21 protein-coding genes are annotated in these 20,059 nt (G+C 71.9%); 15 read left to right on the top strand and 6 right to left on the bottom strand.

Annotated elements, in window-relative coordinates:
* Positions 1-12: 12 nt before the first annotated feature.
* The 4 genes from GWK25_RS13555 (at position 13) to GWK25_RS13570 (ending at position 2,349) form a co-directional block, all read left to right on the top strand.
* Positions 13-801 (top strand): N-acetyltransferase, encoded by a 789-nt coding sequence (locus GWK25_RS13555; RefSeq protein ID WP_215450321.1) that lies wholly within the window; start codon positions 13-15, stop codon positions 799-801.
* Positions 798-1,022, top strand: a complete 225-nt coding sequence (infA, locus tag GWK25_RS13560; protein ID WP_031047878.1) for a translation initiation factor IF-1 — start codon at positions 798-800, stop codon at positions 1,020-1,022. Before GWK25_RS13555 ends, infA begins: the two co-directional genes overlap by 4 nt.
* Positions 1,023-1,150: 128 nt before the next feature.
* Positions 1,151-2,065 (top strand): HipA family kinase, encoded by a 915-nt coding sequence (locus tag GWK25_RS13565; RefSeq protein WP_215450322.1) that lies wholly within the window; start codon positions 1,151-1,153, stop codon positions 2,063-2,065.
* Positions 2,062-2,349: a SelT/SelW/SelH family protein gene (locus GWK25_RS13570; protein WP_184901107.1), complete on the top strand. Its 288-nt coding sequence runs from the start codon at positions 2,062-2,064 to the stop codon at positions 2,347-2,349. The genes GWK25_RS13565 and GWK25_RS13570 overlap by 4 nt, the downstream gene beginning before the upstream one ends.
* A 1-nt stretch (position 2,350) precedes the next feature.
* Here the strand turns inward: GWK25_RS13570 and aceB are convergent, their stop codons facing one another.
* Both aceB and GWK25_RS13580 read right to left on the bottom strand, forming a co-directional pair.
* Positions 2,351-3,985 (bottom strand): malate synthase A, encoded by a 1,635-nt coding sequence (aceB, locus tag GWK25_RS13575; RefSeq protein WP_215450323.1) that lies wholly within the window; start codon positions 3,983-3,985, stop codon positions 2,351-2,353.
* 187 nt (positions 3,986-4,172) lie between these two features.
* A complete protein-coding gene (locus tag GWK25_RS13580; protein ID WP_215450325.1) occupies positions 4,173-4,823 on the bottom strand; it encodes an NTP transferase domain-containing protein in 651 nt (216 codons plus the stop codon).
* 235 nt (positions 4,824-5,058) lie between these two features.
* Here GWK25_RS13580 and GWK25_RS13585 point away from each other — a divergent pair, with 235 nt between their 5' ends.
* On the top strand, positions 5,059-5,373 hold the full coding sequence (locus GWK25_RS13585; protein WP_215450327.1) for a DUF5955 family protein: 315 nt from the start codon (positions 5,059-5,061) through the stop codon (positions 5,371-5,373).
* 280 nt (positions 5,374-5,653) lie between these two features.
* On the opposite strand, the gene GWK25_RS13590 is transcribed toward GWK25_RS13585, so the two are convergent.
* Positions 5,654-6,457 (bottom strand): IclR family transcriptional regulator, encoded by an 804-nt coding sequence (locus tag GWK25_RS13590; RefSeq protein WP_215450329.1) that lies wholly within the window; start codon positions 6,455-6,457, stop codon positions 5,654-5,656.
* A gap of 276 nt (positions 6,458-6,733) precedes the next feature.
* Here GWK25_RS13590 and allB point away from each other — a divergent pair, with 276 nt between their 5' ends.
* The 3 genes from allB to GWK25_RS13605 all read left to right on the top strand — a co-directional run bounded on the left by allB (position 6,734) and on the right by GWK25_RS13605 (position 9,948).
* On the top strand, positions 6,734-8,071 hold the full coding sequence (gene allB / locus GWK25_RS13595; RefSeq protein WP_215450331.1) for an allantoinase AllB: 1,338 nt from the start codon (positions 6,734-6,736) through the stop codon (positions 8,069-8,071).
* A 50-nt stretch (positions 8,072-8,121) separates the two neighbouring features.
* Positions 8,122-9,252: an allantoicase gene (gene alc / locus GWK25_RS13600; RefSeq protein ID WP_215450333.1), complete on the top strand. Its 1,131-nt coding sequence runs from the start codon at positions 8,122-8,124 to the stop codon at positions 9,250-9,252.
* A 309-nt stretch (positions 9,253-9,561) separates the two neighbouring features.
* Positions 9,562-9,948: a ribonuclease domain-containing protein gene (locus GWK25_RS13605; RefSeq protein ID WP_215450334.1), complete on the top strand. Its 387-nt coding sequence runs from the start codon at positions 9,562-9,564 to the stop codon at positions 9,946-9,948.
* A gap of 70 nt (positions 9,949-10,018) precedes the next feature.
* Here GWK25_RS13605 and GWK25_RS13610 read toward each other — a convergent pair whose 3' ends face one another.
* Complete coding sequence (locus GWK25_RS13610) at positions 10,019-10,222, bottom strand: hypothetical protein (protein WP_215450335.1); 204 nt, start codon at positions 10,220-10,222, stop codon at positions 10,019-10,021.
* 179 nt (positions 10,223-10,401) lie between these two features.
* On the opposite strand from GWK25_RS13610, the gene GWK25_RS13615 reads away from it, so the two are divergent.
* Both GWK25_RS13615 and GWK25_RS13620 read left to right on the top strand, forming a co-directional pair.
* Positions 10,402-11,655, top strand: a complete 1,254-nt coding sequence (locus GWK25_RS13615) for a histidine kinase (protein WP_308404230.1) — start codon at positions 10,402-10,404, stop codon at positions 11,653-11,655.
* A gap of 272 nt (positions 11,656-11,927) precedes the next feature.
* Positions 11,928-12,773 carry a hypothetical protein gene (locus tag GWK25_RS13620; RefSeq protein WP_215450337.1) on the top strand — a complete coding sequence of 282 codons (846 nt, stop codon included), beginning with the start codon at positions 11,928-11,930 and terminating at the stop codon, positions 12,771-12,773.
* 63 nt (positions 12,774-12,836) lie between these two features.
* Here GWK25_RS13620 and GWK25_RS13625 read toward each other — a convergent pair whose 3' ends face one another.
* Entirely contained in the window at positions 12,837-13,865 is a 1,029-nt protein-coding gene (locus GWK25_RS13625) for an aldo/keto reductase (RefSeq protein ID WP_215450338.1), read from the bottom strand.
* Positions 13,866-13,989: 124 nt separating this feature from the next.
* Between GWK25_RS13625 and GWK25_RS13630 the strand changes: the two genes are divergently transcribed.
* Positions 13,990-14,664 (top strand): response regulator transcription factor, encoded by a 675-nt coding sequence (locus GWK25_RS13630; protein ID WP_215450339.1) that lies wholly within the window; start codon positions 13,990-13,992, stop codon positions 14,662-14,664.
* 94 nt (positions 14,665-14,758) lie between these two features.
* A complete protein-coding gene (locus GWK25_RS13635) occupies positions 14,759-15,949 on the top strand; it encodes a cytochrome P450 (RefSeq protein ID WP_215450341.1) in 1,191 nt (396 codons plus the stop codon).
* A 217-nt stretch (positions 15,950-16,166) separates the two neighbouring features.
* On the opposite strand, the gene GWK25_RS13640 is transcribed toward GWK25_RS13635, so the two are convergent.
* A complete protein-coding gene (locus GWK25_RS13640; RefSeq protein ID WP_215450343.1) occupies positions 16,167-17,177 on the bottom strand; it encodes a Gfo/Idh/MocA family oxidoreductase in 1,011 nt (336 codons plus the stop codon).
* Between the two features lie 129 nt (positions 17,178-17,306).
* Here GWK25_RS13640 and GWK25_RS13645 point away from each other — a divergent pair, with 129 nt between their 5' ends.
* The 3 genes from GWK25_RS13645 (at position 17,307) to GWK25_RS13655 (ending at position 19,935) form a co-directional block, all read left to right on the top strand.
* On the top strand, positions 17,307-18,044 hold the full coding sequence (locus GWK25_RS13645) for a GntR family transcriptional regulator (protein WP_215457355.1): 738 nt from the start codon (positions 17,307-17,309) through the stop codon (positions 18,042-18,044).
* Between the two features lie 167 nt (positions 18,045-18,211).
* Positions 18,212-19,357, top strand: a complete 1,146-nt coding sequence (locus GWK25_RS13650) for an ROK family glucokinase (RefSeq protein ID WP_012999673.1) — start codon at positions 18,212-18,214, stop codon at positions 19,355-19,357.
* Positions 19,354-19,935, top strand: coding sequence for a sugar kinase (locus GWK25_RS13655; RefSeq protein ID WP_215450345.1), 582 nt, complete (start codon positions 19,354-19,356; stop codon positions 19,933-19,935). Before GWK25_RS13650 ends, GWK25_RS13655 begins: the two co-directional genes overlap by 4 nt.
* Positions 19,936-20,059: the final 124 nt, after the last annotated feature.

Raw genomic sequence — 20,059 nt, forward strand, 5'->3', positions numbered from 1 at the left:
AGGGAGACTCCGATGAGAACGAAACCCCGCACCGCCGGTCCGGGCGAGAACGCCGTGATGATCACGCGCGTCGCGGACGGGCAATGGCACGCACTGGAAGACGACCTGGTGGTCGGCCGCGGGCACGCACGGCACCGGCCCGACGGACGGCTGTTCGTCAGCATCGACGCCTGGCACGACGAGCCCTTCGACCGGCTCGCCGCGGCGATGTCGGCGGACCTGCCGGCGCCTGTGCACACGGTGGTCGACGAGGCCGACGCGGAGCTGACGGCCCGTTGGCGCCGGGCCGGATTCACGGTCCGGCGCCGCGAGTGGGAGTACGTCGTGCCCACCGACCCGCAGGTCACGGGGCTCGACGTCCTGCCGCCTTCCGGCGTGACGATCGTCCCCGCCGGCCGGGCGGACGAGAGTCTGCTGCGGGCGGTGGACCGCGCGATCCGTGACGAGGTCGAGGCGACCGTCGGGTGGCATTCGATGCCCGCGGAGGTGGTGCACGGCCCCGACGGAGACACCGTCGTCGACCCGTCGACATACGCGGTGGCCGCTGCCCCGGACCGTTACCTGGGACTGATCCGGGTGGTGATCCCGATCCGGCCGCGGATCGGGCTGCTCGCGGTCCGGGCCGGCGAGCGGCGCCGGGGCATCGCGCGGGCGCTGCTCTCCCACGCGCTGGGCACCCTGCACCACGCCGGGTTCACCGAGGCGTGGACCGAGGTGCAGGAGTCCAACCACGCGGCCTCGGCGCTCTTCGAAAGCGCCGGCGCCCGGCGGGCCGGCAGCAACCTGGAGCTGGTGCGATGACGAGGAACAAGAACGTCATCGAGGTCGAGGGCAGGGTCGTCGAGTGCCTGCGCAGCGCCATGTTCACCGTGGAGCTGGAGAACGGCCACCAGGTGCTCGCGCACATCAGCGGGAAGATCCGCAAGAACTACATCAAGATCATGCTGGAGGACCGGGTGCTGGTGGAACTCCCGCCGTACGACCTGACACGCGGCCGGATCGTGTTCCGGTACCGGAACTGACGGCGGCCGGCCCCCGCCGCGGCAGCTGATCCCGAGCCCCGGTCACGGCGATGCCGTGACCGGGGTCCGCCGGGCGCGCGACGGCGTCCGGTTACTATGTTCCCTTCGTCGAAGGCCGGGAGCGGAAGATGCTGAGAGAGGTCACCGCGACCCGCTATGTCGCCCCCCTGCGTGCCGGTGGCTCCGTGCCCGGCGTCGTCGAGGCCGACGACCTGGGCACCTACGTCGTCAAGTTCACGGGCTCGGCGCAGGGGCGCAAGGCGCTGGTCGCCGAGGTGATCGTGGGGGAGCTGGCGCGGGCGCTCGGGATGCGGTTCCCGGAGCTGGTCCTCGCGCGCTTCGACCCGGCGATCGCCCAGAGCGAGCCGCACCAGGAGGTGCGGGAACTGCACGCGGCGAGCGCCGGCCTCAACCTCGGCATGGACTATCTGCCGGGCGCCGCGGACTTCACCCCGGAGGTCGCGCGGGAGTTCCGGGTCGACCCGCTGGAGGCCGGCCGGATCGTCTGGCTCGACGCCCTCACGGTCAACGTCGACCGCACCGTGCACAGTTCGAACCTCATGATCTGGCCCACCCTCGGCGTCGCACCCCCGCGCCTGTGGCTGATCGACCACGGCGCCGCCCTCGTCTTCCACCACCGCTGGGACGCCTCGGACCCCACCAGGGCCTACGACTTCCGCCACCACGCCCTCGGCCACTACACCCCGGACGTGCGCGCGGCCGACGCGGAGCTCGCGCCGAAGGTGACCGAGGATCTGCTGCGGCGCATCGTCGCGGAGGTCCCGGACGGCTGGCTGCCCGTCGAGGACGGCTTCACCTCGCCCGACGAGGTCCGCGACGCCTATGTGCGCTATCTCCACGCGCGCGTGGCGGCCTCCGCCGACTGGCTGCCCACCGACTTCCCCACCCGGGAGGAACTCGCCGCCGAGGAGGCCCTCCGCGCGGCGAGAACACAGCGAGGCCGGCCGGACTGGCTGAAACGGGTCCCCGATCTGCACGGCAAACCGGCGGCGGAACAGGATTGGTCGGTGCACCTGGGATGACGCGGACACAGCGGGTCGAGATCGAGTACTGCACCCAGTGCCGCTGGCTGCCCCGGGCCGCCTGGCTGGCCCAGGAACTGCTGACGACCTTCGAGACCGAACTGACGGAGCTGTCCCTCAAGCCCGGCACGGGCGGCGTCTTCGTGGTCCGGGTGGGCGACGAGGTCGTCTGGGACCGCCGTGACCAGGGCTTCCCCGAGCCCACCGCCGTGAAGCAGGCCGTACGCGACCGAGTGGCCCCGGGAAGGTCCCTGGGCCACTCGGACAGGATCGGCGGGTCGTGACTCAGCCCTTGAGCTGCTCGTACGCCGGCAGGGTCAGGAAGTCGACGTAGTCCTCGTCGAGGGAGACCTCCAGCAGGAGGTCGTGGGCCTGCTGCCAGTGCCCGGCGGCGAACGCCTCCTCGCCCAACTCCGCCCGCAGGTTGGCGAGTTCCTCGGCGGCGACCTCGCGGGCCAGCTCCGGCGTGGCCTTCACCGTCTGTCCGTCGCGCTCGAACTCGACGCCCGCGTTGATCCACTGCCAGATCTGGGAGCGGGAGATCTCGGCGGTGGCCGCGTCCTCCATCAGGTTGAAGATGGCGACGGCGCCGAGGCCGCGCAGCCATGCCTCGATGTAACGGATGCCGACCTGGACGGCGTTGACGAGTCCGGCGTACGTCGGCCTGGCCTCGAGGGAGTCGACGGCGATCAGATCGGCGGCCTTGACGTCGACGTCCTCGCGGAGGCGGTCCTTCTGGTTGGGCTTGTCGCCGAGGACGGCGTCGAAGGAGGCCATGGCGATCGGGACCAGGTCGGGGTGGGCCACCCAGGAGCCGTCGAAGCCGTCGTTCGCCTCACGGTCCTTGTCGGCCTTGACCTTCTCGAACGCGATCTTGTTGACCTCCTCGTCGCGCCGCGACGGGATGAAGGCGGCCATGCCGCCGATCGCGTGCGCACCGCGCTTGTGGCAGGTGCGGACGAGGAGTTCGGTGTACGCGCGCATGAACGGGGCGGTCATCGTCACCGCGTTGCGGTCCGGCAGGACGAACTTGGCGCCGCCGTCGCGGAAGTTCTTCACGATGGAGAAGAGATAGTCCCAGCGGCCCGCGTTCAAGCCCGAGGCGTGGTCGCGGAGTTCGTAGAGGATCTCCTCCATCTCGTACGCGGCCGTGATCGTCTCGATGAGGACGGTGGCGCGAACGGAGCCCTGCGGGATGCCGAGGTGGTCCTGAGCGAAGACGAACACCTCGTTCCAGAGGCGGGCCTCCAGGTGCGACTCCGTCTTCGGGAGGTAGAAGTACGGGCCCTTGCCGAGGTCCAGCAGGCGCTGGGCGTTGTGGAAGAAGTACAGCCCGAAGTCGACGAGCGCGCCGGGCACCGCTCGGCCGTCGGTGTCCACGAGGTGGCGCTCGTCGAGGTGCCAGCCGCGCGGGCGCATGACGACCGTCGCCAGCTCCTCGTTCGGGCGCAGCGCGTAGGACTTGCCGGTGCGCTCGTCGGTGAAGTCGATGTTCCGCGTGTAGGCGTCGGCCATGTTCACCTGGCCGAGGACCACGTTCTCCCACGTGGGCGCGGAGGCGTCCTCGAAGTCCGCGAGCCAGATCTTCGCCCCCGAGTTCAGGGCGTTGATCGTCATCTTGCGGTCGGTGGGGCCGGTGATCTCGACACGGCGGTCGTCCAGGGCGGCCGGGGCGGGGGCCACCTTCCATGAGTCGTCGGCGCGGATCGCGGCGGTCTCCGGGAGGAAGTCGAGCGTGGAGGTGCGGGCGATCTCGGCCCGCCGCTCCACGCGGCGGGCCAGCAGCTCGTCACGTCGGGGGGTGAACCGGCGGTGCAGCTCGGCCACGAAGGCGAGGGCGGCCGGGGTGAGGACCTCGTCCTGGCGGGGCAGGGGCTCGGCGTCGACGATGGCCAGCGGGGACGGCGCTGGTGCGGACATGAGCTGTCACTTCCTTCAGCGGGCGTGGCACCGGGTGTCAGTCGACCCGGGTCGGGCTGTGGGCGCCCCCGGATGGGTGGGACGCTTCTGAACAATGGATAGTAGTTTCCTCATGGTGGAAGTTCAATGTTTTGTTGATGTCGAGATTCTTCGGATCGAGGCAGGGTGGCGCTGAGTGTCACCCCGTTCACTCAAGGTGGACGAGGTCGGCCTCGGTGTCGATGTCGTACGGCCTTGCCACGTCCCCGCACTCGACGAGGGTGACCGTGTCGCCGCGCTCCTTCAGGTAGGCGCGTGCCCCGCGGTCACCCGTGGCGGAGGCGGCGATGCCGGCCCAGTGGTCGGCGCCGAAGAGGACGGGGTGGCCCCGCACACCGTCGTACGCGGCTGCCACCAGCGACCCGCGCGACCCGCGCGAACCGTGTGCGGTGAGGACGCGGGCCACCGCCTCCGGCCCGATGCCCGGCTGGTCCACCAGGGACACCAGGGCGGCGGCCGCTCCCGTCCCCGGCAGTGACTCCAGTCCGGCTCGCAGCGAGGAGCCCATTCCCTCGGCCCAGTCCGGATTGTCGACCAGGACGCAGCCGGACAGATCGGCTCGGGCGCGCACGGCCGCCGCCTCGGCGCCGAGGACGACATGGACCCGGGTGCAGCCGCCCGCCCGCAGCACGTCGACCGCGTGTTCGACCAACGGGCGGCCGCGGTGGGTGAGCAGGGCCTTGGGCCGCCCGCCGAGGCGCCGCCCGCCGCCGGCGGCCAGCAGCAGGCCGACGACCTCGCTCTCGGACGCCGGGCGGGCCGGGTCGGGGGCTGTGTTCCGGGACTGGTGCTGCGTCATGTCCCTTGCATACCCGACCGGGCGGGGGCGTCCCGTGAAGCCCCACGGGCCGGGTGCCGTCTTTGTGGTGCCCCGGGACTGAATTTCGGTCCCCGTGGTGGCGCTCGCCACACCGATTGGCGTTTACTGGCCCGCGCCACCCCCGGCGCCCGACCGACGCCACGGGGCGGGCGGCCGTGCGCCGTCGCACGGCCATGACTCGTGCACGAAGGCGTGGGCGAGGGGGGAGAGGGCTGTGTTGCGGAGCTTGGGGCAGAGGCCAGTGACCGGCGGTGACGAGGATCCGAGAGTGGCGGAGCTGAGCTCGGCCGTGTCCCGGCTGCGTCGTGAACTGGCCGCGCATCCGGCGGAGTTGCCCGACCGGGGCATAGCGGAGGACGAGCTGGCGGCGCTCGCGGCGATGGCCGTCACCGGGATGCCGGAGGTTCCGCGGTTGCGGCGGTCGCTGTTGCTGATCGCGGGGTCGATCGGGTCGGTGAGTGCGTTGGCGAAGGGGCTGGCGGATGTGCGTACGGCGGTGGAGTTGTTCGGGGAGCCGCCTCGTCGGTGACGTCTTCTTCCGCCCCCGCCGCCCCTACCCGTCCCTCCCCCACTCTCGGCTTCGCTCGAGCGGGAGGTGCCCCCACCAAGGGGCTGCGCCCCTTTGACCCCCAGGGTCCGTCCGGTGGGGGCTGGTCGCGCAGTTCCCCGCGCCCCTGAAGGGCCTACGGCCGCTTCGGGGAAAAGCAGGGGCGCAGCCCCGCTTTTTCAGGGGCGCGGGGAACTGCGCGAGAAGCCCCACCCACCCGCACCCGACAACGCACCGGACGACATGAGCGGAACCCCGCCGTTCAGCCGCCCGCACCCGAACTCGCCAGCGCCTCCGACAGTTCCACCGCCACCTGCTGCAGCACCGGCACGATCCGTTCCGTCGCCGTCTCCGTGACGCGTCCCGCGGGGCCGGAGATCGAAATGGCCGCGGCGGTGGGGGAGTCCGGGACGGAGACGGCGAGGCAGCGGACGCCGATCTCCTGCTCGTTGTCGTCGACCGCGTACCCCAGCCGCCGGACGTCCTCCAGGGCGCTCAGGAAGCCCTCGGGCGTGGTGATCGTCTTGTCCGTGGCCGCAGGCATGCCCGTACGGGCCAGCAGTGCCCGCACCTCGTCGGCCGGGAACCCGGCGAGGAGCGCCTTGCCGACCCCCGTGGAGTGGGGGAGGACGCGGCGGCCCACCTCGGTGAACATCCGCATGGAGTGCTTGGACGGCACCTGGGCGACGTAGACGATCTCGTCGCCGTCCAGCAGGGCCATGTTCGCCGTCTCGCCGGTCTCCTCGACGAGACGTGCGAGGTACGGGCGCGCCCAGGTGCCGAGCAGTCGGGAGGCGGACTCGCCGAGGCGGATCAGGCGCGGGCCGAGGGCGTAGCGCCGGTTGGACTGCTGGCGTACGTAGCCGCAGACGACCAGCGTCCGCATCAGCCGGTGGATCGTCGGCAGCGGCAGGCCACTGCTCGCGGACAGCTCGCTCAGGCCCACCTCGCCGCCGGCGTCCGCCATCCGCTCCAGCAGGTCGAAGGCGCGCTCGAGGGACTGGACACCACCGGAGGACGACTTGGCGGAGTCGGTCGTGTGGGCGCTGGCGCTGGACGTCGGCACGGGCGCGGTCCTTTCGAGATGGCGGGCGAGGTCGCAGCCTACCCGGCAGTTCGTTGACTACGAGCTCGTACGTCATTAAGTTCTGCTCAGTGGAATGGTAATTCCGTGTTGTGAAAACAGCCAGGATGTGTGCCGCGGGAGGCAGAGTGGAGGGGGGTGCCCTTGACGGGGTGCGAGGACGGGGTGAAAACTCCTTCAACAGAACGTTGAATTCCGTTACGTGGAAGTAAATACCGTTACGCGGAAGTGAAGAGCGGTACGGCGAGAGGGGTCCCGGTGTCCGAGGCTGAACTGGTGTTGCGCTCGACGCGCGTCATCACCCCCGACGGATCGCGCCCCGCCGCGGTCGCCGTCGCCGACGGCACGATCACGGCCGTACTCCCCTACGACGCCGACATACCGTCCGGCGCGCGCCTGGAGGATCTCGGCGACCACGTCCTGCTGCCCGGACTCGTCGACACCCATGTCCATGTGAACGACCCCGGGCGCACCCACTGGGAGGGCTTCTGGACCGCCACCCGCGCGGCGGCGGCCGGAGGCATCACCACCCTCGTCGACATGCCCCTCAACTCCCTCCCGCCGACCACCACGGTCGACCACCTCCGCACCAAGCGTGAGGTCGCCGCCGACAAGGCCCACATAGACGTCGGCTTCTGGGGCGGCGCCCTGCCCGACAACGTCAAGGACCTGCGGCCGCTGCACGACAGCGGGGTCTTCGGTTTCAAGGCGTTCCTGTCGCCGTCGGGCGTGGAGGAGTTCCCGCACCTCGACCAGGACGGACTCGCCCGCTCCCTGGCCGAGATCGCGGGCTTCGGCGGACTGCTGATCGTCCACGCCGAGGACCCGCGCCACCTCGACGCGGCTCCCCAGCAGGGCGGCCCCCGGTACGCGGACTTCCTCGCCTCCCGCCCCCGCGACGCCGAGGACACCGCCATCTCGGCCCTCGTCGCCCAGGCCCGGCGGCTCGACGCGCGCGTCCACGTGCTCCACCTCTCCTCCGGCGACGCCCTCCCGCTGATCGCCGAAGCCAAGCGGGAGGGCGTGCGCATCACGGTGGAGACCTGCCCGCACTACCTCACCCTCACGGCCGAGGAAGTCCCGGACGGGGCGAGCGAGTTCAAGTGCTGCCCGCCCATCCGGGAGTCCGCCAACCAGGACCTCCTCTGGCAGGCCCTCGCGGACGGCACGATCGACTGTGTGGTCACCGACCACTCCCCGTCGACCGCCGACCTCAAGACCGACGACTTCGCCACCGCCTGGGGCGGCATCTCCGGCCTGCAACTGAGCCTCGCGGCCGTCTGGACGGAGGCCCGCCGGCGCGGCCACGGCCTGGAGGACGTGGTCCGCTGGATGTCCGCCCGCACGGCCGCCCTCGTCGGTCTGGACCGCAAGGGCGCCATCGAGCCCGGCCGCGACGCCGACTTCGCCGTCCTCGCCCCCGACGAGACCTTCACCGTCGACCCGGCCGCGCTCCAGCACCGCAACCGGGTCACCGCCTACGCCGGCAAGACCCTGTACGGCGTGGTCAAGTCCACCTGGCTGCGCGGTGAACGCATCGTCGCCGACGGCGAGTTCACCGAGCCGAAGGGACAACTCCTCACCCGCAGGCCCTGATTCATCCCCGCACCCGCCGCGGCCACCACCGAAAGGCAGACCTGATCATCGTGACGGCGCAGCACCACACCCCGCTCGCGAGCTTCACCGGCGACGCGAACCCCTACGTCGGCGGCGACCCGTACGCGGACTACCGCACCGCGGACTTCCCCTTCACCCGGTACGCCGACCTCGCCGACCGCAGGCTCGGCGCGGGTGTGATCGCCGCCAACGACGAGTTCTTCGCCCACCGGGAGAACCTGCTGGTGCCCGAGCGCGCCGAGTTCGACCCCGAGCACTTCGGGCACAAGGGCAAGGTCATGGACGGCTGGGAGACGCGCCGCCGCCGGGGTGCCTCCGCCGAGCATCCCTGGCCGACGGCCGAGGACCACGACTGGGCGCTGATCCGCCTCGGCGCGCCCGGTGTGATCCGGGGGATCGTCGTCGACACGGCCCACTTCCGCGGCAACTACCCGCAGGCGGTGTCCGTCGAGGGCGCCTGCGTGGCCGGGTCCCCCTCGCCGGAGGAACTGCTCGCCGATGACGTGAAGTGGACGACGCTCGTCCCGCGCACCCCGGTGGGCGGCCACGCCGCCAACGGCTTCGCCGTCTCCGTCGAGCAGCGCTTCACCCACCTCCGTCTGAACCAGCACCCCGACGGTGGCATCGCCCGCCTCCGGGTCCACGGCGAGGTCGTACCGGACCCGGCCTGGCTCGCGGCTCTCGGCACCTTCGACGTGGTCGCCCTGGAGAACGGCGGCCGGGCCGAGGACGCCTCCAACCTCTTCTACTCGCCCGCCACCAACACCATCCAGCCCGGCCGCGCCCGGGTGATGCACGAGTGCTGGGAGACCCGGCGCCGCCGCGACCAGGGCAACGACTGGATCCGCTACCGCCTGGCCGCCCAGTCCGAGATCCGCGCCCTGGAGATCGACACGGCGTACCTCAAGGGCAACGCGGCCGGCTGGGCCACGGTCTCGGTGCGGGACGGGGACGACGGCGAGTGGACGGAAGTCCTCCCGCGCACCCGCCTCCAGCCCGACACCAACCACCGCTTCGTCCTCGCGGCCCCGGCCCTGGCCACGCACGCCCGCGTCGACATCTACCCCGACGGCGGCATCTCCCGCCTCCGCCTCTTCGGCTCCCTGACGGAGCGGGGCAGCAGCCACCTGTCGACCCGTCACCAGGAACTGGGCGGCTAGCCCGGGGCGTGGAAGGGTGCGGGGAGCGGCGCGAGAAGCCCCGACGCTCCCCAATCCGTCCACCACGGACCCACGCGGGACGTCCCCGGCCCAGTTTCGGGCCGACGATCGGGCGGGGCGTCCCGATAGGTTCGTACGTGCTCCCGGAGCACGCCCGACCTGCGGCCGGCCCGCCCACGGCCGACGGTGTGAAGGTCGCGGGCAGGTCCGTCGGCCCCGGTTAACTCCCGGAAAACTTAACGGACGTGCCCGGAAAATCATGGAACTTGTCATTGACATGTCACTGTCTACGCGCGTCATCATGAGGCCATGCGATTCCCCCCACGAGCACCACGCATCGGGGTGGCGGCCGCCCTCCTGTCCGCCCTCCTCGTCGGCGGCACCGTCACGGCCACACCGGCGGCCGCGGCGGTCGGCACCATCTGCCACAGCGACCTGCCGTCGCAGGCGCACACCACGCTCGACCTGATCGCGCGGGGCGGCCCCTACCCGTACGCGCAGGACGGCAGCGTCTTCCAGAACCGTGAGCGCGTCCTGCCGTCGCGCTCCACCGGCTACTACCACGAGTACACAGTGAAGACCCCCGGCTCCTCCACCCGCGGCGCCCGCCGCATCGTCACCGGTCAGGCCCACGAGGAGGACTACTACACCGCCGACCACTACGCGTCGTTCGACCTGGTCGACCACGACTGCTGACCAGGCCGGCCGACACCCCGCGCGACCGCCCGTCCTTCCCCCACCGGACGGACGGTCGCGCGGACACCGGTCAACGAGGCCGCCGGCTCTCCGCCGCCGCGAACAGGGCCACCGCCAGGACGATCAGCGCGATGCTCACATAGATCTCGTAGCCGTCCAGGGTGCTCCACCGCTGCGTCACCCCCCACTTCAGCTTGCCGGTGAGTTCGTACACCAGACCGCCGGTGCCCTGCAGCAGGGCGATGAACCCGAGAAACTCCAACAGCTGCTTCATGTCCAGGATCCTCGCCCCGCGGTCCCCCCACGTTCATCGGCCGCGGGGCGAGGTCCGCGCGACGGGAGTACCGATCCTCGGCGGGACGGTCAGCCGAAAGTCGACGGTGCCACGACTTCGGTCGAGATCACCGCCGGAGGGGAGGTGGCGGGACCCGGCTCCCCCTAGATTTGTCGACCGTGAGCGGTGACAAGGCGGTACCCGAGCCCCCGAACTTCCCGGGGCGGAGCTGGCTGCTGCCGTCGGCCCTCCTCGACTCCGGCTCCGACACCGCGGACGGCCGACCCGGACGGCCCCCCAGGCGCACCGCGCGCGACTGGGCCGTCGACTTCACCTGCTTCCTGCTGGCCGTCTTCATCGGCCTCCTGGGCGCGGACACCGTCAGGAACGAGCCCGACCTGCCGCCGGCCTTCGCCGCGTTCGACCAGGTGCTGGGCGCGCTCGCCTGCGCCGCCGTCTGGCTGCGCAGACGCCGGACGGTCGGCCTCGCCGTGGCGATGGTCCCCGTCTGCTTCGTGTCGAACACCGCGGGCGGCGCCGGTCTGGTCGCCCTGTTCACCCTCACCGTGCACCGGCCCTTCCGGTACGTGGCCTGGATCGGGGGCGCGTCCCTCCTGCTGACCCCGCTCTTCTACTGGCTGCGCCCCGACCCCGACGTCTCCTACGCCTGGGCGGTCCTCCTGGTCGTCTTCCTCACCGTCGCGATCGTCGGCTGGGGCATGTTCGTGCGCTCCAAGCGGCAGCTCATACTGAGCTTCCGGGACCGAGCCAGACGTGCCGAGACCGAGGCGGCACTCCGGGCCGAACAGGCGCAACGGCTCGCCCGGGAGGCCATCGCGCGCGAGATGCACGACGTCCTGGCGCACCGCCTGACGCTGCTGAGCGTCCACGCGGGCGCGCTGGAGTTCCGGCCCGACGCGCCGCGGGCCGAGATCGTCCGCGCGGCGGGCGTCATCCGGGAGAGTGCCCGCGAGGCGCTGCAGGACCTGCGGGAGATCATCGGCGTGCTCCGCGCGGGCGAGCCCGAGGAAGCGGGCCGCCCCCAGCCGACCCTGGCCGCACTCGACGCCCTCGTCTCCGAGTGCCGTGAGGCCGGGATGAAGGTCGTCCTCGACCAGCACGTCACCGACCGCGCCGCCGTCCCCGCCTCCGTCGGCCGCACCGCCTATCGCATCGCCCAGGAATGCCTGACCAACGCCCGCAAGCACGCCCCCGGCGCCGAGGTCACCGTCACCGTCAGGGGCGCCCCGGGCGACGGACTCACCGTCTCCGTACGCAACCCCGCGCCCCCGGGAGAGGTCCCGCCGGTGCCCGGCTCCGGCCAGGGCCTGATCGGCCTCACCGAACGCGCCACGCTGGCCGGGGGCCGCCTGGACCACGGCCCCGAGGAGGACGGCGGCTTCGCCGTGCGCGCCCGGCTGCCCTGGGACTGACCCCGGGCACGACTCCGACCGGAACACCACTATCGGGGTGCGCCGGACCATCTCCGTCCCCCATGATGGCCAGTTGACCCGTACGACAGCCGCGGCACGTACGGCACACAGCACTGGAGCGTCCCGGGCACGGGACGGGAGGGGACAGCGGAGTGAGTTTCGGGGGACGGAATCCGTACCAGCCATCCTGGCCGCCACCGGACGGCGGACCGCACCCACCGCCTCTCCCTCACTTCCCGCCGCATCCCCCCTACGGCCCGCCGCCCACTCTCGTGCGGCGGCTGCGCGAGGACGAATGGCCGCCGCTCAGGGAGTTCCTCAGCGGGCTCCGGCTGCACGGCTGCCTGTGGGTGCTGGCCGCGATGTGCGCGTGGCCGATGGTGGTCGGTCTGCTGGTGGGCTACCCGCTGGCCCGCTCGGCGCGCCGCCCCGCCCGGCGGATCTTCCCCTCCCGCCCCCGCCACCGCCCCCTGGACGACGACGTGACCCGATTGCAGCGCAGGCGCGCCTGGACGGCCACCGCCATGTCGCTGCTGATCCTGGCGGTGTACGGCAAGCCCGAGGACGTCGACCAGGCCCAGCAGCAGTTCATGATGCGGCTGACCATCAGCCCCTGGCTGCTGCTCCTGAGCGCGCCCGTGGTCGTCGCGGCCCTGTTCCGCTGGTCGTCGCCCGACGCGCGCCGGGCCATGCGCGCACCGCTGAGCACCGCCGGGAAATCCGCCCTGTGGTACGTCGGCGCCTTCACGGCGGTCCCGCTCCTCTGCGGGGCGATCTACTACACCCGCGTCCACCTGGCACCCGACATGAACCTGTGGGCGCCCCTCGCCCTGCTCGTCCCGCTGCTCTGGGTGCTGCTCTTCATCGTCTTCGCCACCGGGCCCGCGGTCCGCAGCGCCTTCAACACCGTCGATGTGCACGCCGCGCTCCCCGCGTTGCTCACCGGCGCCCTGGTCTGGGAGTTCTCCGCCATCAACCTGGCCGTCGGCGGACTGCCGCCGGGCCCGCCGCTGGTCCAGCTCGCCGCCCTCGTCGGCGGCCCGGCCTCGGTGACGGCCGTCGCCTGGTGGGAGATACGCCGGCTGCGCACCCGCCACGGCGTACGCCTGCGCGCCTGACGGGCGGTCCCGGCCCGGGTCACGCCGTACGCCTGCGCGCCTGACGGGCGGTCCCGGCCCGGGTCACGCCGTACGCGGCACCACGCGCTGCCCCACCGACCCGTACACCCACGCCGACGCCTCGTCGATGAAGTCGCCGGGGAAGCCCAGGCGGAAGTCGGTGGTCGCCTCCAGCCGGGCCAGGACCTCCTCCGGGAGGACCAGCCGGGCGGCGCCCAGGTTGTCCATCAGCTGTTCGACGCGGCGGGCGCCCAGGACGGGGTGCACGGCGGGGGAGTGGGCCATGGTCCAGGCGATGGCCACCTGGGCCGGGGTGGCGCCGAGTTCGTCCGCGGCCACCTGCACGGCCTCCGCCACCGCCCGCTCGCGCGCGCCGATCGCCTCGGCCGACAGCCGGGTCGCGGTGCCCGGGGCCACCCCGCCCGGACGGGTGTACTTGCCGGACAGCACACCGTTCTGCAACGGGCTCCACGCCGCGACCGACATGCCGAACGCCTCCGCCATCGGCAGCAGTTCCCGCTCGATGTCCCGGTTGAGCAGGCTGTACGGCACCTGCAGTGCCGACAGCGGCGACCAACCCCGCCATTCGGCCAGGGTGTTGGCACGCGCCACCACCCACGCCGGGGCGTCCGAGATGCCGACGTACAGCACCTTCCCGGACCGTACGGCGTCGTCGAGGGCGCGCATCGTCTCCTCGACGGGGGTGTTGCGGTCCCAGATGTGCACCCAGTAGAGGTCGATGTAGTCCGTCCCGAGGCGCCGCAGACTCGTCTCCAGGGACAGGGCGAGGTTCTTGCGGTGGTTGCCCGCGGCGTTGGGGTCGGCGCCGTCCCGGGACACGGTGTACTTGGTGGACAGCACGAACCGGTCGCGACGCCCCTTGAGCAGCTCGCCGACGATCCGCTCGCTCTCCCCGCCCCGGTAGTTGACCGCCGTGTCGATCACATTGCCGCCGGCCTCCGCGTACACGTCGAGGATCCGCGCGCACTCCTGCGGCGGCGCCCCCACCCCGCCCTGCTCCCCGAACGTCATGGCGCCCAGGAACAGTTCGGAGACCCGCAGCCCCGTCCGGCCCAGGAGTCGGTAACGCACCCAAAACCTCCGTCAGTTGAATGCCGTACCGGCCGACACTAACGGGTCGGGCCGAGGCGACGCGGCGGTCCGGACGAAGCGCCCTACGGTAGTGCTCCATGACCGACATCCGAACGGTGGGCCGATGACCGCGATCCGACTGCTCCTCGTCGACGACGACCCTCTCGTGCGCAGAGGCCTCTCGCTCATGCTGGGCGGCGCCGACGACATCGAGATCGTGGGCGAGGGCGCCGACGGCGACGAGGTGGAGGCCCTCGTCGACCGTACGCGCCCGCACGTCGTCCTCATGGACATCCGGATGCCGACCGTCGACGGCCTCTCGGCCACCGAGCGGCTCCGCGCCCGCCCGGACGCGCCCGAGGTCGTCGTCCTCACCACCTTCCACGCCGACGACCAGGTCCTGCGCGCCCTGCGGGCCGGCGCTGCCGGCTTCGTCCTCAAGGACACCGCGCCTGCCGAGATCGTCGAGGCGGTACGGCGGGTCGCGGCCGGCGACCCCGTGCTCTCGCCCGCCGTCACCCGCCAACTCATGGCACACGCCGCGGGCCCCGGCCCCGACACCCGCCGGACCACCGCCCGTTCGCGGGTCGCCACACTCAACGACCGTGAACGCGAGGTCGCCGTGGCCGTCGGCCGCGGCGCCTCCAACGCCGAGATCGCCGCCGAACTCTTCATGAGCGTCGCCACCGTCAAGACCCATGTCTCCCGCGTCCTCGCCAAGCTCGGTCTCAACAACCGGGTGCAGATCGCCCTGTTGACCTACGACGCGGGGCTGCTGGAGGAGGACGGGCGCCCCTGACGGACGGTGGGCACCCCTGACGGACGGTGCGCACCCCTGACCGAGGCGGGCACTCCTGAGCGACGGCGGGCGTTGGACGAGGGAAGGGGGAACCATGGGACATGAGCATGTGATCGATCTCGGGGAGTACGGCCCGGGGTTCACCGAGAACCCGCATCCCGTCTACGCCGAACTACGGGCGCGCGGTCCTGTCCACCGGGTCCGGCTCCCCAAGCACGACGCGCACCACGAGGCCTGGCTCGTCGTCGGTTACGAAGAGGCGCGGGCGGCACTCGCCGACCCCCGGCTGTCGAAGGACGGCTCGACGATCGGGGTGACCTTCCTCGACGAGGAGCTGATCGGCAAGTACCTGCTGGTCGCCGACCCGCCCCAGCACACCCGACTGCGCGGGCTGATCGCCAGGGAGTTCACCGGGCGCCGGGTCGAGCGGCTGCGGCCGAGGGTCCAGGAGATCACCGACTCGCTGCTGGACGAGATGCTGCCGCGCGGCCGCGCCGACCTGGTCGAGTCCTTCGCGTACCCGCTGCCCCTCACCGTCATCTGCGAACTGCTCGGGGTGCCCGAGATCGACCGGGCGGCCTTCCGCAAGCTGTCGACGGAGGCGGTGGCACCCACCAGCGGGGAGAGCGAGTACGCGGCCTTCGTCCAACTCGCCGCCTACCTGGAGGAGTTGGTCGAGGACAAGCGGTGCGCACCGCCCGCCGACGATCTGCTGAGCGCGCTGATCCGGACGACCGACGAGGACGGCGACCGGCTTTCACCCGCGGAGCTGCGCGGCATGGCCTTCATCCTGCTGATCGCCGGCCACGAGACCACCGTCAACCTCATCACCGGTGCCGTCCACGCCCTCCTCACACACCCCGGGCAACTCGCCGAGGTCCGGGGCGACATGAGCCTCGTGGACGCGGTCGTGGAGGAGACGCTGCGCTATGAGGGGCCGGTGGAGAACGCGACGTTCCGTTTCGCCGCCGAGCCGTTGGAGATAGGGGGCACGGTCATCCCGGCGGGGGACTCGGTGCTGATCGGGCTGGCCGCGGCCGATCGGGACGGCGGCCGCTACCCCGGCCCCGACCGCTTCGACATCCACCGGGACACGCGCGGTCATCTCGCCTTCGGCCACGGCATCCACTTCTGCCTGGGTGCCCCGCTCGCCCGGCTGGAGGCGCGGGTGGCTCTGCGTGCGCTGCTGGAGCGGTGTCCCGGACTCGCGCTGGACGGGGCGCCGGGGGAGTGGCTGCCGGGGATGCTGATACGGGGGGTGCGAAGCCTGCCGGTGCGCTGGTGAGGCGGTTCCCCGCGGAAGGGCTGCGCCGCTTCGCCCCCCAGGCGTCCGTCCGGTGGGGGCTGGTCGCGCAGTTCCCCGCGCCCCTGAAAGCCCCAGGCCCTGCGGGCCTGAAAGCACGGGGCGCAGCCCCTGCCTCTCAGGGGCGCGGGGGACTGCGCGAGAAGCCCTCACCGGGCCGGCAGCCGCGATCGCTTGCGAACCTCTCAGAGACGTCGCGCTACTCCCGGCCCCCCGGAATCTCCCCCAGGTTGACCGGCCGATGCTCCCGCCGGGACAGCTCGCACGCCTCCGCCACCCGCAGGGCCTGCAGGGCCTCACGCCCGTCGCACGGGTTCGCCCGCTCCCCGCGCACCACCTCCACGAACGCGCCGATCTCCGCCTCGTACGCGGCCGCGAACCGCTCCAGGAAGCCGGTCCACGGCTTGTCCGCGGGCGGCGGCCCGCTCGGCTCGGTGGACGCGACCGGCGTACGGTCGTCCAGCCCGACGACCACCGTGTCCAGTTCCCCGGCCAGCTCCAGCCGTACGTCGTACCCGGCCCCGTTCACCCGCGCCGCCGTGGCCGTGACGAGGGTGCCGTCCTCCAGGGTGAGCACGGCCGCCGCCGTGTCGAGATCGTGCGCCTCCCGGAACATCGGGTGCGCGACGTCCGACCCGGTCGCGTACACCGTGCCGACCTCGCGCCCCGTCACCCACCGCACGATGTCGAAGTCGTGGATCAGACAGTCCCGGTAGATCCCCCCGGAGACCGGCAGATACTCCGGGGGCGGCGGCGTCTGATCGGCCGTCAGCGCCCGTACGGTGTGCAGCCGCCCGAGCCGGCCCGCGCGCACCGCCTCCCGCGCCGTGACATAGCCCGAGTCGAAGCGCCGCTGGAAGCCCATCTGCAGCACCGTCCCGGCCGCGTCGACCTCGGCCAGCGCGCTTAAGGTGCCCGGGAGGTCGACGGCGACGGGTTTCTCACAGAAGACCGGCAGCCCCGAGCGTGCTGCCCGACCGATCAGTTCGCCGTGGGCCGACGTCGCGGCCGTTATCACCACGGCGTCCACGCCCCAGGTGAAGATCTCGTCCACGCCCGGCGCCATCGTCTCGCCGAGGCGATCCGCGAGGTCATGGGCCCGAGCCGTGTCGACGTCGGTGATGATCAGGGAGCCGACATCACGGTGGCGGCTGAGGGTGGTCGCGTGAAACGTCCCGATGCGACCCGCCCCGATGAGTCCGATGCGCATGGGAAACAAAGTGGGGTCGTACCTGCCGCTGTGTCAATGGTTTGTCCGGACAACCGAACCACGCGGCTTCCCGTCACCCAGGAGCGCGGTTACGCTCGGCCCGTGCCGAAACCAGAAGTGGATCCGACCGTGTCGCTCCAGCTCAGCGTCGACCGCAGCAGCCCGGTCCCGCTCTACTTCCAGCTGTCCCAGCAGCTGGAGGCCGCGATCGAGCACGGCGACCTGACCCCGGGCAGTCTGCTGGGCAACGAGATCGAGCTGGCCGCCCGCCTGGGCCTGTCCCGCCCCACCGTCCGCCAGGCCATCCAGTCCCTGGTCGACAAGGGACTGCTCGTACGCCGCCGCGGTGTGGGCACCCAGGTCGTGCACAGCCAGGTCAAACGCCCCCTGGAACTCAGCAGCCTCTACGACGACCTGGAGGCCGCCGGCCAGCGCCCGGCCACCCGCGTCCTGGTCAACACCACCGTCACCGCCTCCGCCGAGGTGGCCGCCGCCCTGGCCGTCGCCGAGGGCGGCGAAGTCCACCGCATCGAGCGACTCCGTCTGGCCCATGGCGAGCCCATGGCCTACCTGTGCAACTACCTTCCGCCCGACCTGCTCGACCTCGACTCGCCCCAGCTGGAGGCCACCGGCCTCTACCGCCTCATGCGGACCGCCGGCATCACTCTCCACAGCGCCCGCCAGACCATCGGCGCGAGAACGGCCACCCCGGAGGAGGCCGACCGCCTCGCCGAACCCGAGGGCGCCCCCCTGCTGACCATGCAGCGCACGACGTTCGACGACACGGGCAGAGCGGTCGAATACGGCACCCACGTCTACCGCGCCTCCCGCTACTCGTTCGACTTCCAGCTGCTCGTGAGGGCGTAGGAGATCTCCGTGCCGCGCCCCTGGAAAGCGCGGGGCGCAGCCCCCGCTTTCCAGGGGCGCGGGGAACTGCGTGACCAGCCCCCACCGGACCCGCACCCGAAAAACAACCCATGGCACCCCCCGCCCCCACGCCACACCGAGCGGAGCGCTAAGGCAGAATCGGCCCGATGAGCACTTACCGCGACTTCACCCACCGCGGCTCCGCGCGGGCCACCGTCCTGCGGACCGTGGGAACGCGCGAGCGCCGCTCCCATCTGACGGCCCCGCGCGTCCCCACCGTCGGCATCGACATCGGCGGCACGAAGGTGATGGCGGGCGTCGTGGACGCCGACGGCAACATCCTGGAGAAGCTCCGCACGGAGACCCCGGACAAGTCGAAGAGCCCCCAGGTCGTCGAGGACACCATCACGGAACTGGTCCTGGACCTCTCCGACCGGCACGATGTGCACGCCGTCGGCATCGGCGCCGCCGGCTGGGTGGACGCGGACCGCAACCGCGTCCTGTTCGCCCCCCACCTGTCCTGGCGCAACGAACCGCTGCGCGACCGCCTCGCCGGCCGGCTCGCGGTGCCCGTCCTGGTCGACAACGACGCCAACGCCGCCGCCTGGGCCGAGTGGCGCTTCGGCGCCGGCCGCGACGAGGACCACCTGGTCATGATCACGCTCGGTACCGGCATCGGCGGCGCGATCCTGGAGGACGGCCAGGTCAAGCGCGGCAAGTTCGGCGTCGCGGGTGAGTTCGGCCATATGCAGGTCGTGCCCGGCGGCCACCGCTGCCCGTGCGGCAACCGGGGCTGCTGGGAGCAGTACAGCTCGGGGAACGCCCTGGTCAGAGAGGCCCGCGAACTCGCGGCGGCCGACTCCCCGGTGGCGTACGGGATCATCGAGCACGTCAAGGGGAACATCGGCGACATCACCGGGCCGATGATCACCGAGCTGGCCCGAGAGGGCGACGCGATGTGCATCGAGCTGCTCCAGGACATCGGCCAGTGGCTCGGCGTCGGCATCGCCAACCTGGCCGCCGCCCTCGACCCGTCCTGTTTCGTCATCGGCGGCGGAGTCTCGGCCGCCGACGACCTGCTGATCGGCCCGGCCCGGGACGCCTTCCGCCGTCACCTCACCGGCCGTGGCTACCGTCCCGAGGCGCGGATCGCCCGCGCCCAGCTGGGCCCCGAGGCCGGCATGGTGGGCGCCGCCGACCTTGCCAGACTCGTCGCCCGCCGCTTCCGCCGCGCGAACCGGCGCCGGGTGGAGCGCTACGAGCGCTACGCGCGGTACGTGGAGGCCCGTCGCACCACCCAGGACACCGCGTGACCGCCGCGGTGCCCCACCAGGGCTCTTCCCCCGAGGAACCGGAGCGGCCCGCCGAGGCCCGCCGTCACATGATCCGTCGCCGGGCGATCACCCTGGCGATCATCGTGCTGCTCATCGGGGTTCCCGCCGGCTATCTGGTGATCTCCGCCAACCAGAGCCGCGACAGCGGCAAGGACAAGGAGAAGAAGTACTCGGCGACCGGCCTCACCGCCCACTGGCCCTCCCGGATCCAGCAGCGCCTCTATCAGGTGCCGATCCCGCCGTACTCCAAGCACGTCGCGTACTACGAGACGAACAACTGGCGGACCAGCCGTCTCTACGTGCAGTTCTACACGAGCAACGAGGGCCTGGAGAGCTTCCTCAACCAGATCGGCGTCGGCACCGGCGACCTGGTCGAGGACAAGACGGCGATCAACGCCCGCGACCGGGGCATCGTCGGCTGGGACTTCACCGGGACCGGACCCTGGTACGGCCTCGTCAACGAGCAGAAGAACCCCGCGCCCACCCACAACATCGTCGTGAACCGGTCCAACCCGGAGCATCCGATGGTGTACGTGGTGTCCCGAACCGTGCCCTGACCTGCCCGGACGCCGCTGCGGACGGGCTGTCGTCCGCTCGCCGCGGCCCATTGTCAGACCCCGCCCGTAGAGTCGGAGACAGCTGATCGAGTCGCATCGTCGAGCCGCGTGGCCGCGCCATGCG

It is taken from the genome of Streptomyces sp. ATCC 21386 (genome assembly GCF_018728545.1).
GTDB lineage: Bacteria > Actinomycetota > Actinomycetes > Streptomycetales > Streptomycetaceae > Streptomyces.

Coding starts and splice junctions, on each gene's coding strand:
- GWK25_RS13650 (WP_012999673.1), top strand. CDS start 18,212: ATGAGCACTTACCGCGACTTCACCCACCGCGGCTCCGCGCGGGCCACC.
- GWK25_RS13570 (WP_184901107.1), top strand. CDS start 2,062: ATGACGCGGACACAGCGGGTCGAGATCGAGTACTGCACCCAGTGCCGC.
- GWK25_RS13630 (WP_215450339.1), top strand. CDS start 13,990: ATGACCGCGATCCGACTGCTCCTCGTCGACGACGACCCTCTCGTGCGC.
- GWK25_RS13605 (WP_215450334.1), top strand. CDS start 9,562: ATGCGATTCCCCCCACGAGCACCACGCATCGGGGTGGCGGCCGCCCTC.
- GWK25_RS13635 (WP_215450341.1), top strand. CDS start 14,759: ATGGGACATGAGCATGTGATCGATCTCGGGGAGTACGGCCCGGGGTTC.
- GWK25_RS13580 (WP_215450325.1), bottom strand. CDS start 4,823: ATGACGCAGCACCAGTCCCGGAACACAGCCCCCGACCCGGCCCGCCCG.
- GWK25_RS13555 (WP_215450321.1), top strand. CDS start 13: ATGAGAACGAAACCCCGCACCGCCGGTCCGGGCGAGAACGCCGTGATG.
- infA (WP_031047878.1), top strand. CDS start 798: ATGACGAGGAACAAGAACGTCATCGAGGTCGAGGGCAGGGTCGTCGAG.
- aceB (WP_215450323.1), bottom strand. CDS start 3,985: ATGTCCGCACCAGCGCCGTCCCCGCTGGCCATCGTCGACGCCGAGCCC.
- GWK25_RS13565 (WP_215450322.1), top strand. CDS start 1,151: ATGCTGAGAGAGGTCACCGCGACCCGCTATGTCGCCCCCCTGCGTGCC.
- GWK25_RS13610 (WP_215450335.1), bottom strand. CDS start 10,222: ATGAAGCAGCTGTTGGAGTTTCTCGGGTTCATCGCCCTGCTGCAGGGC.
- GWK25_RS13640 (WP_215450343.1), bottom strand. CDS start 17,177: ATGCGCATCGGACTCATCGGGGCGGGTCGCATCGGGACGTTTCACGCG.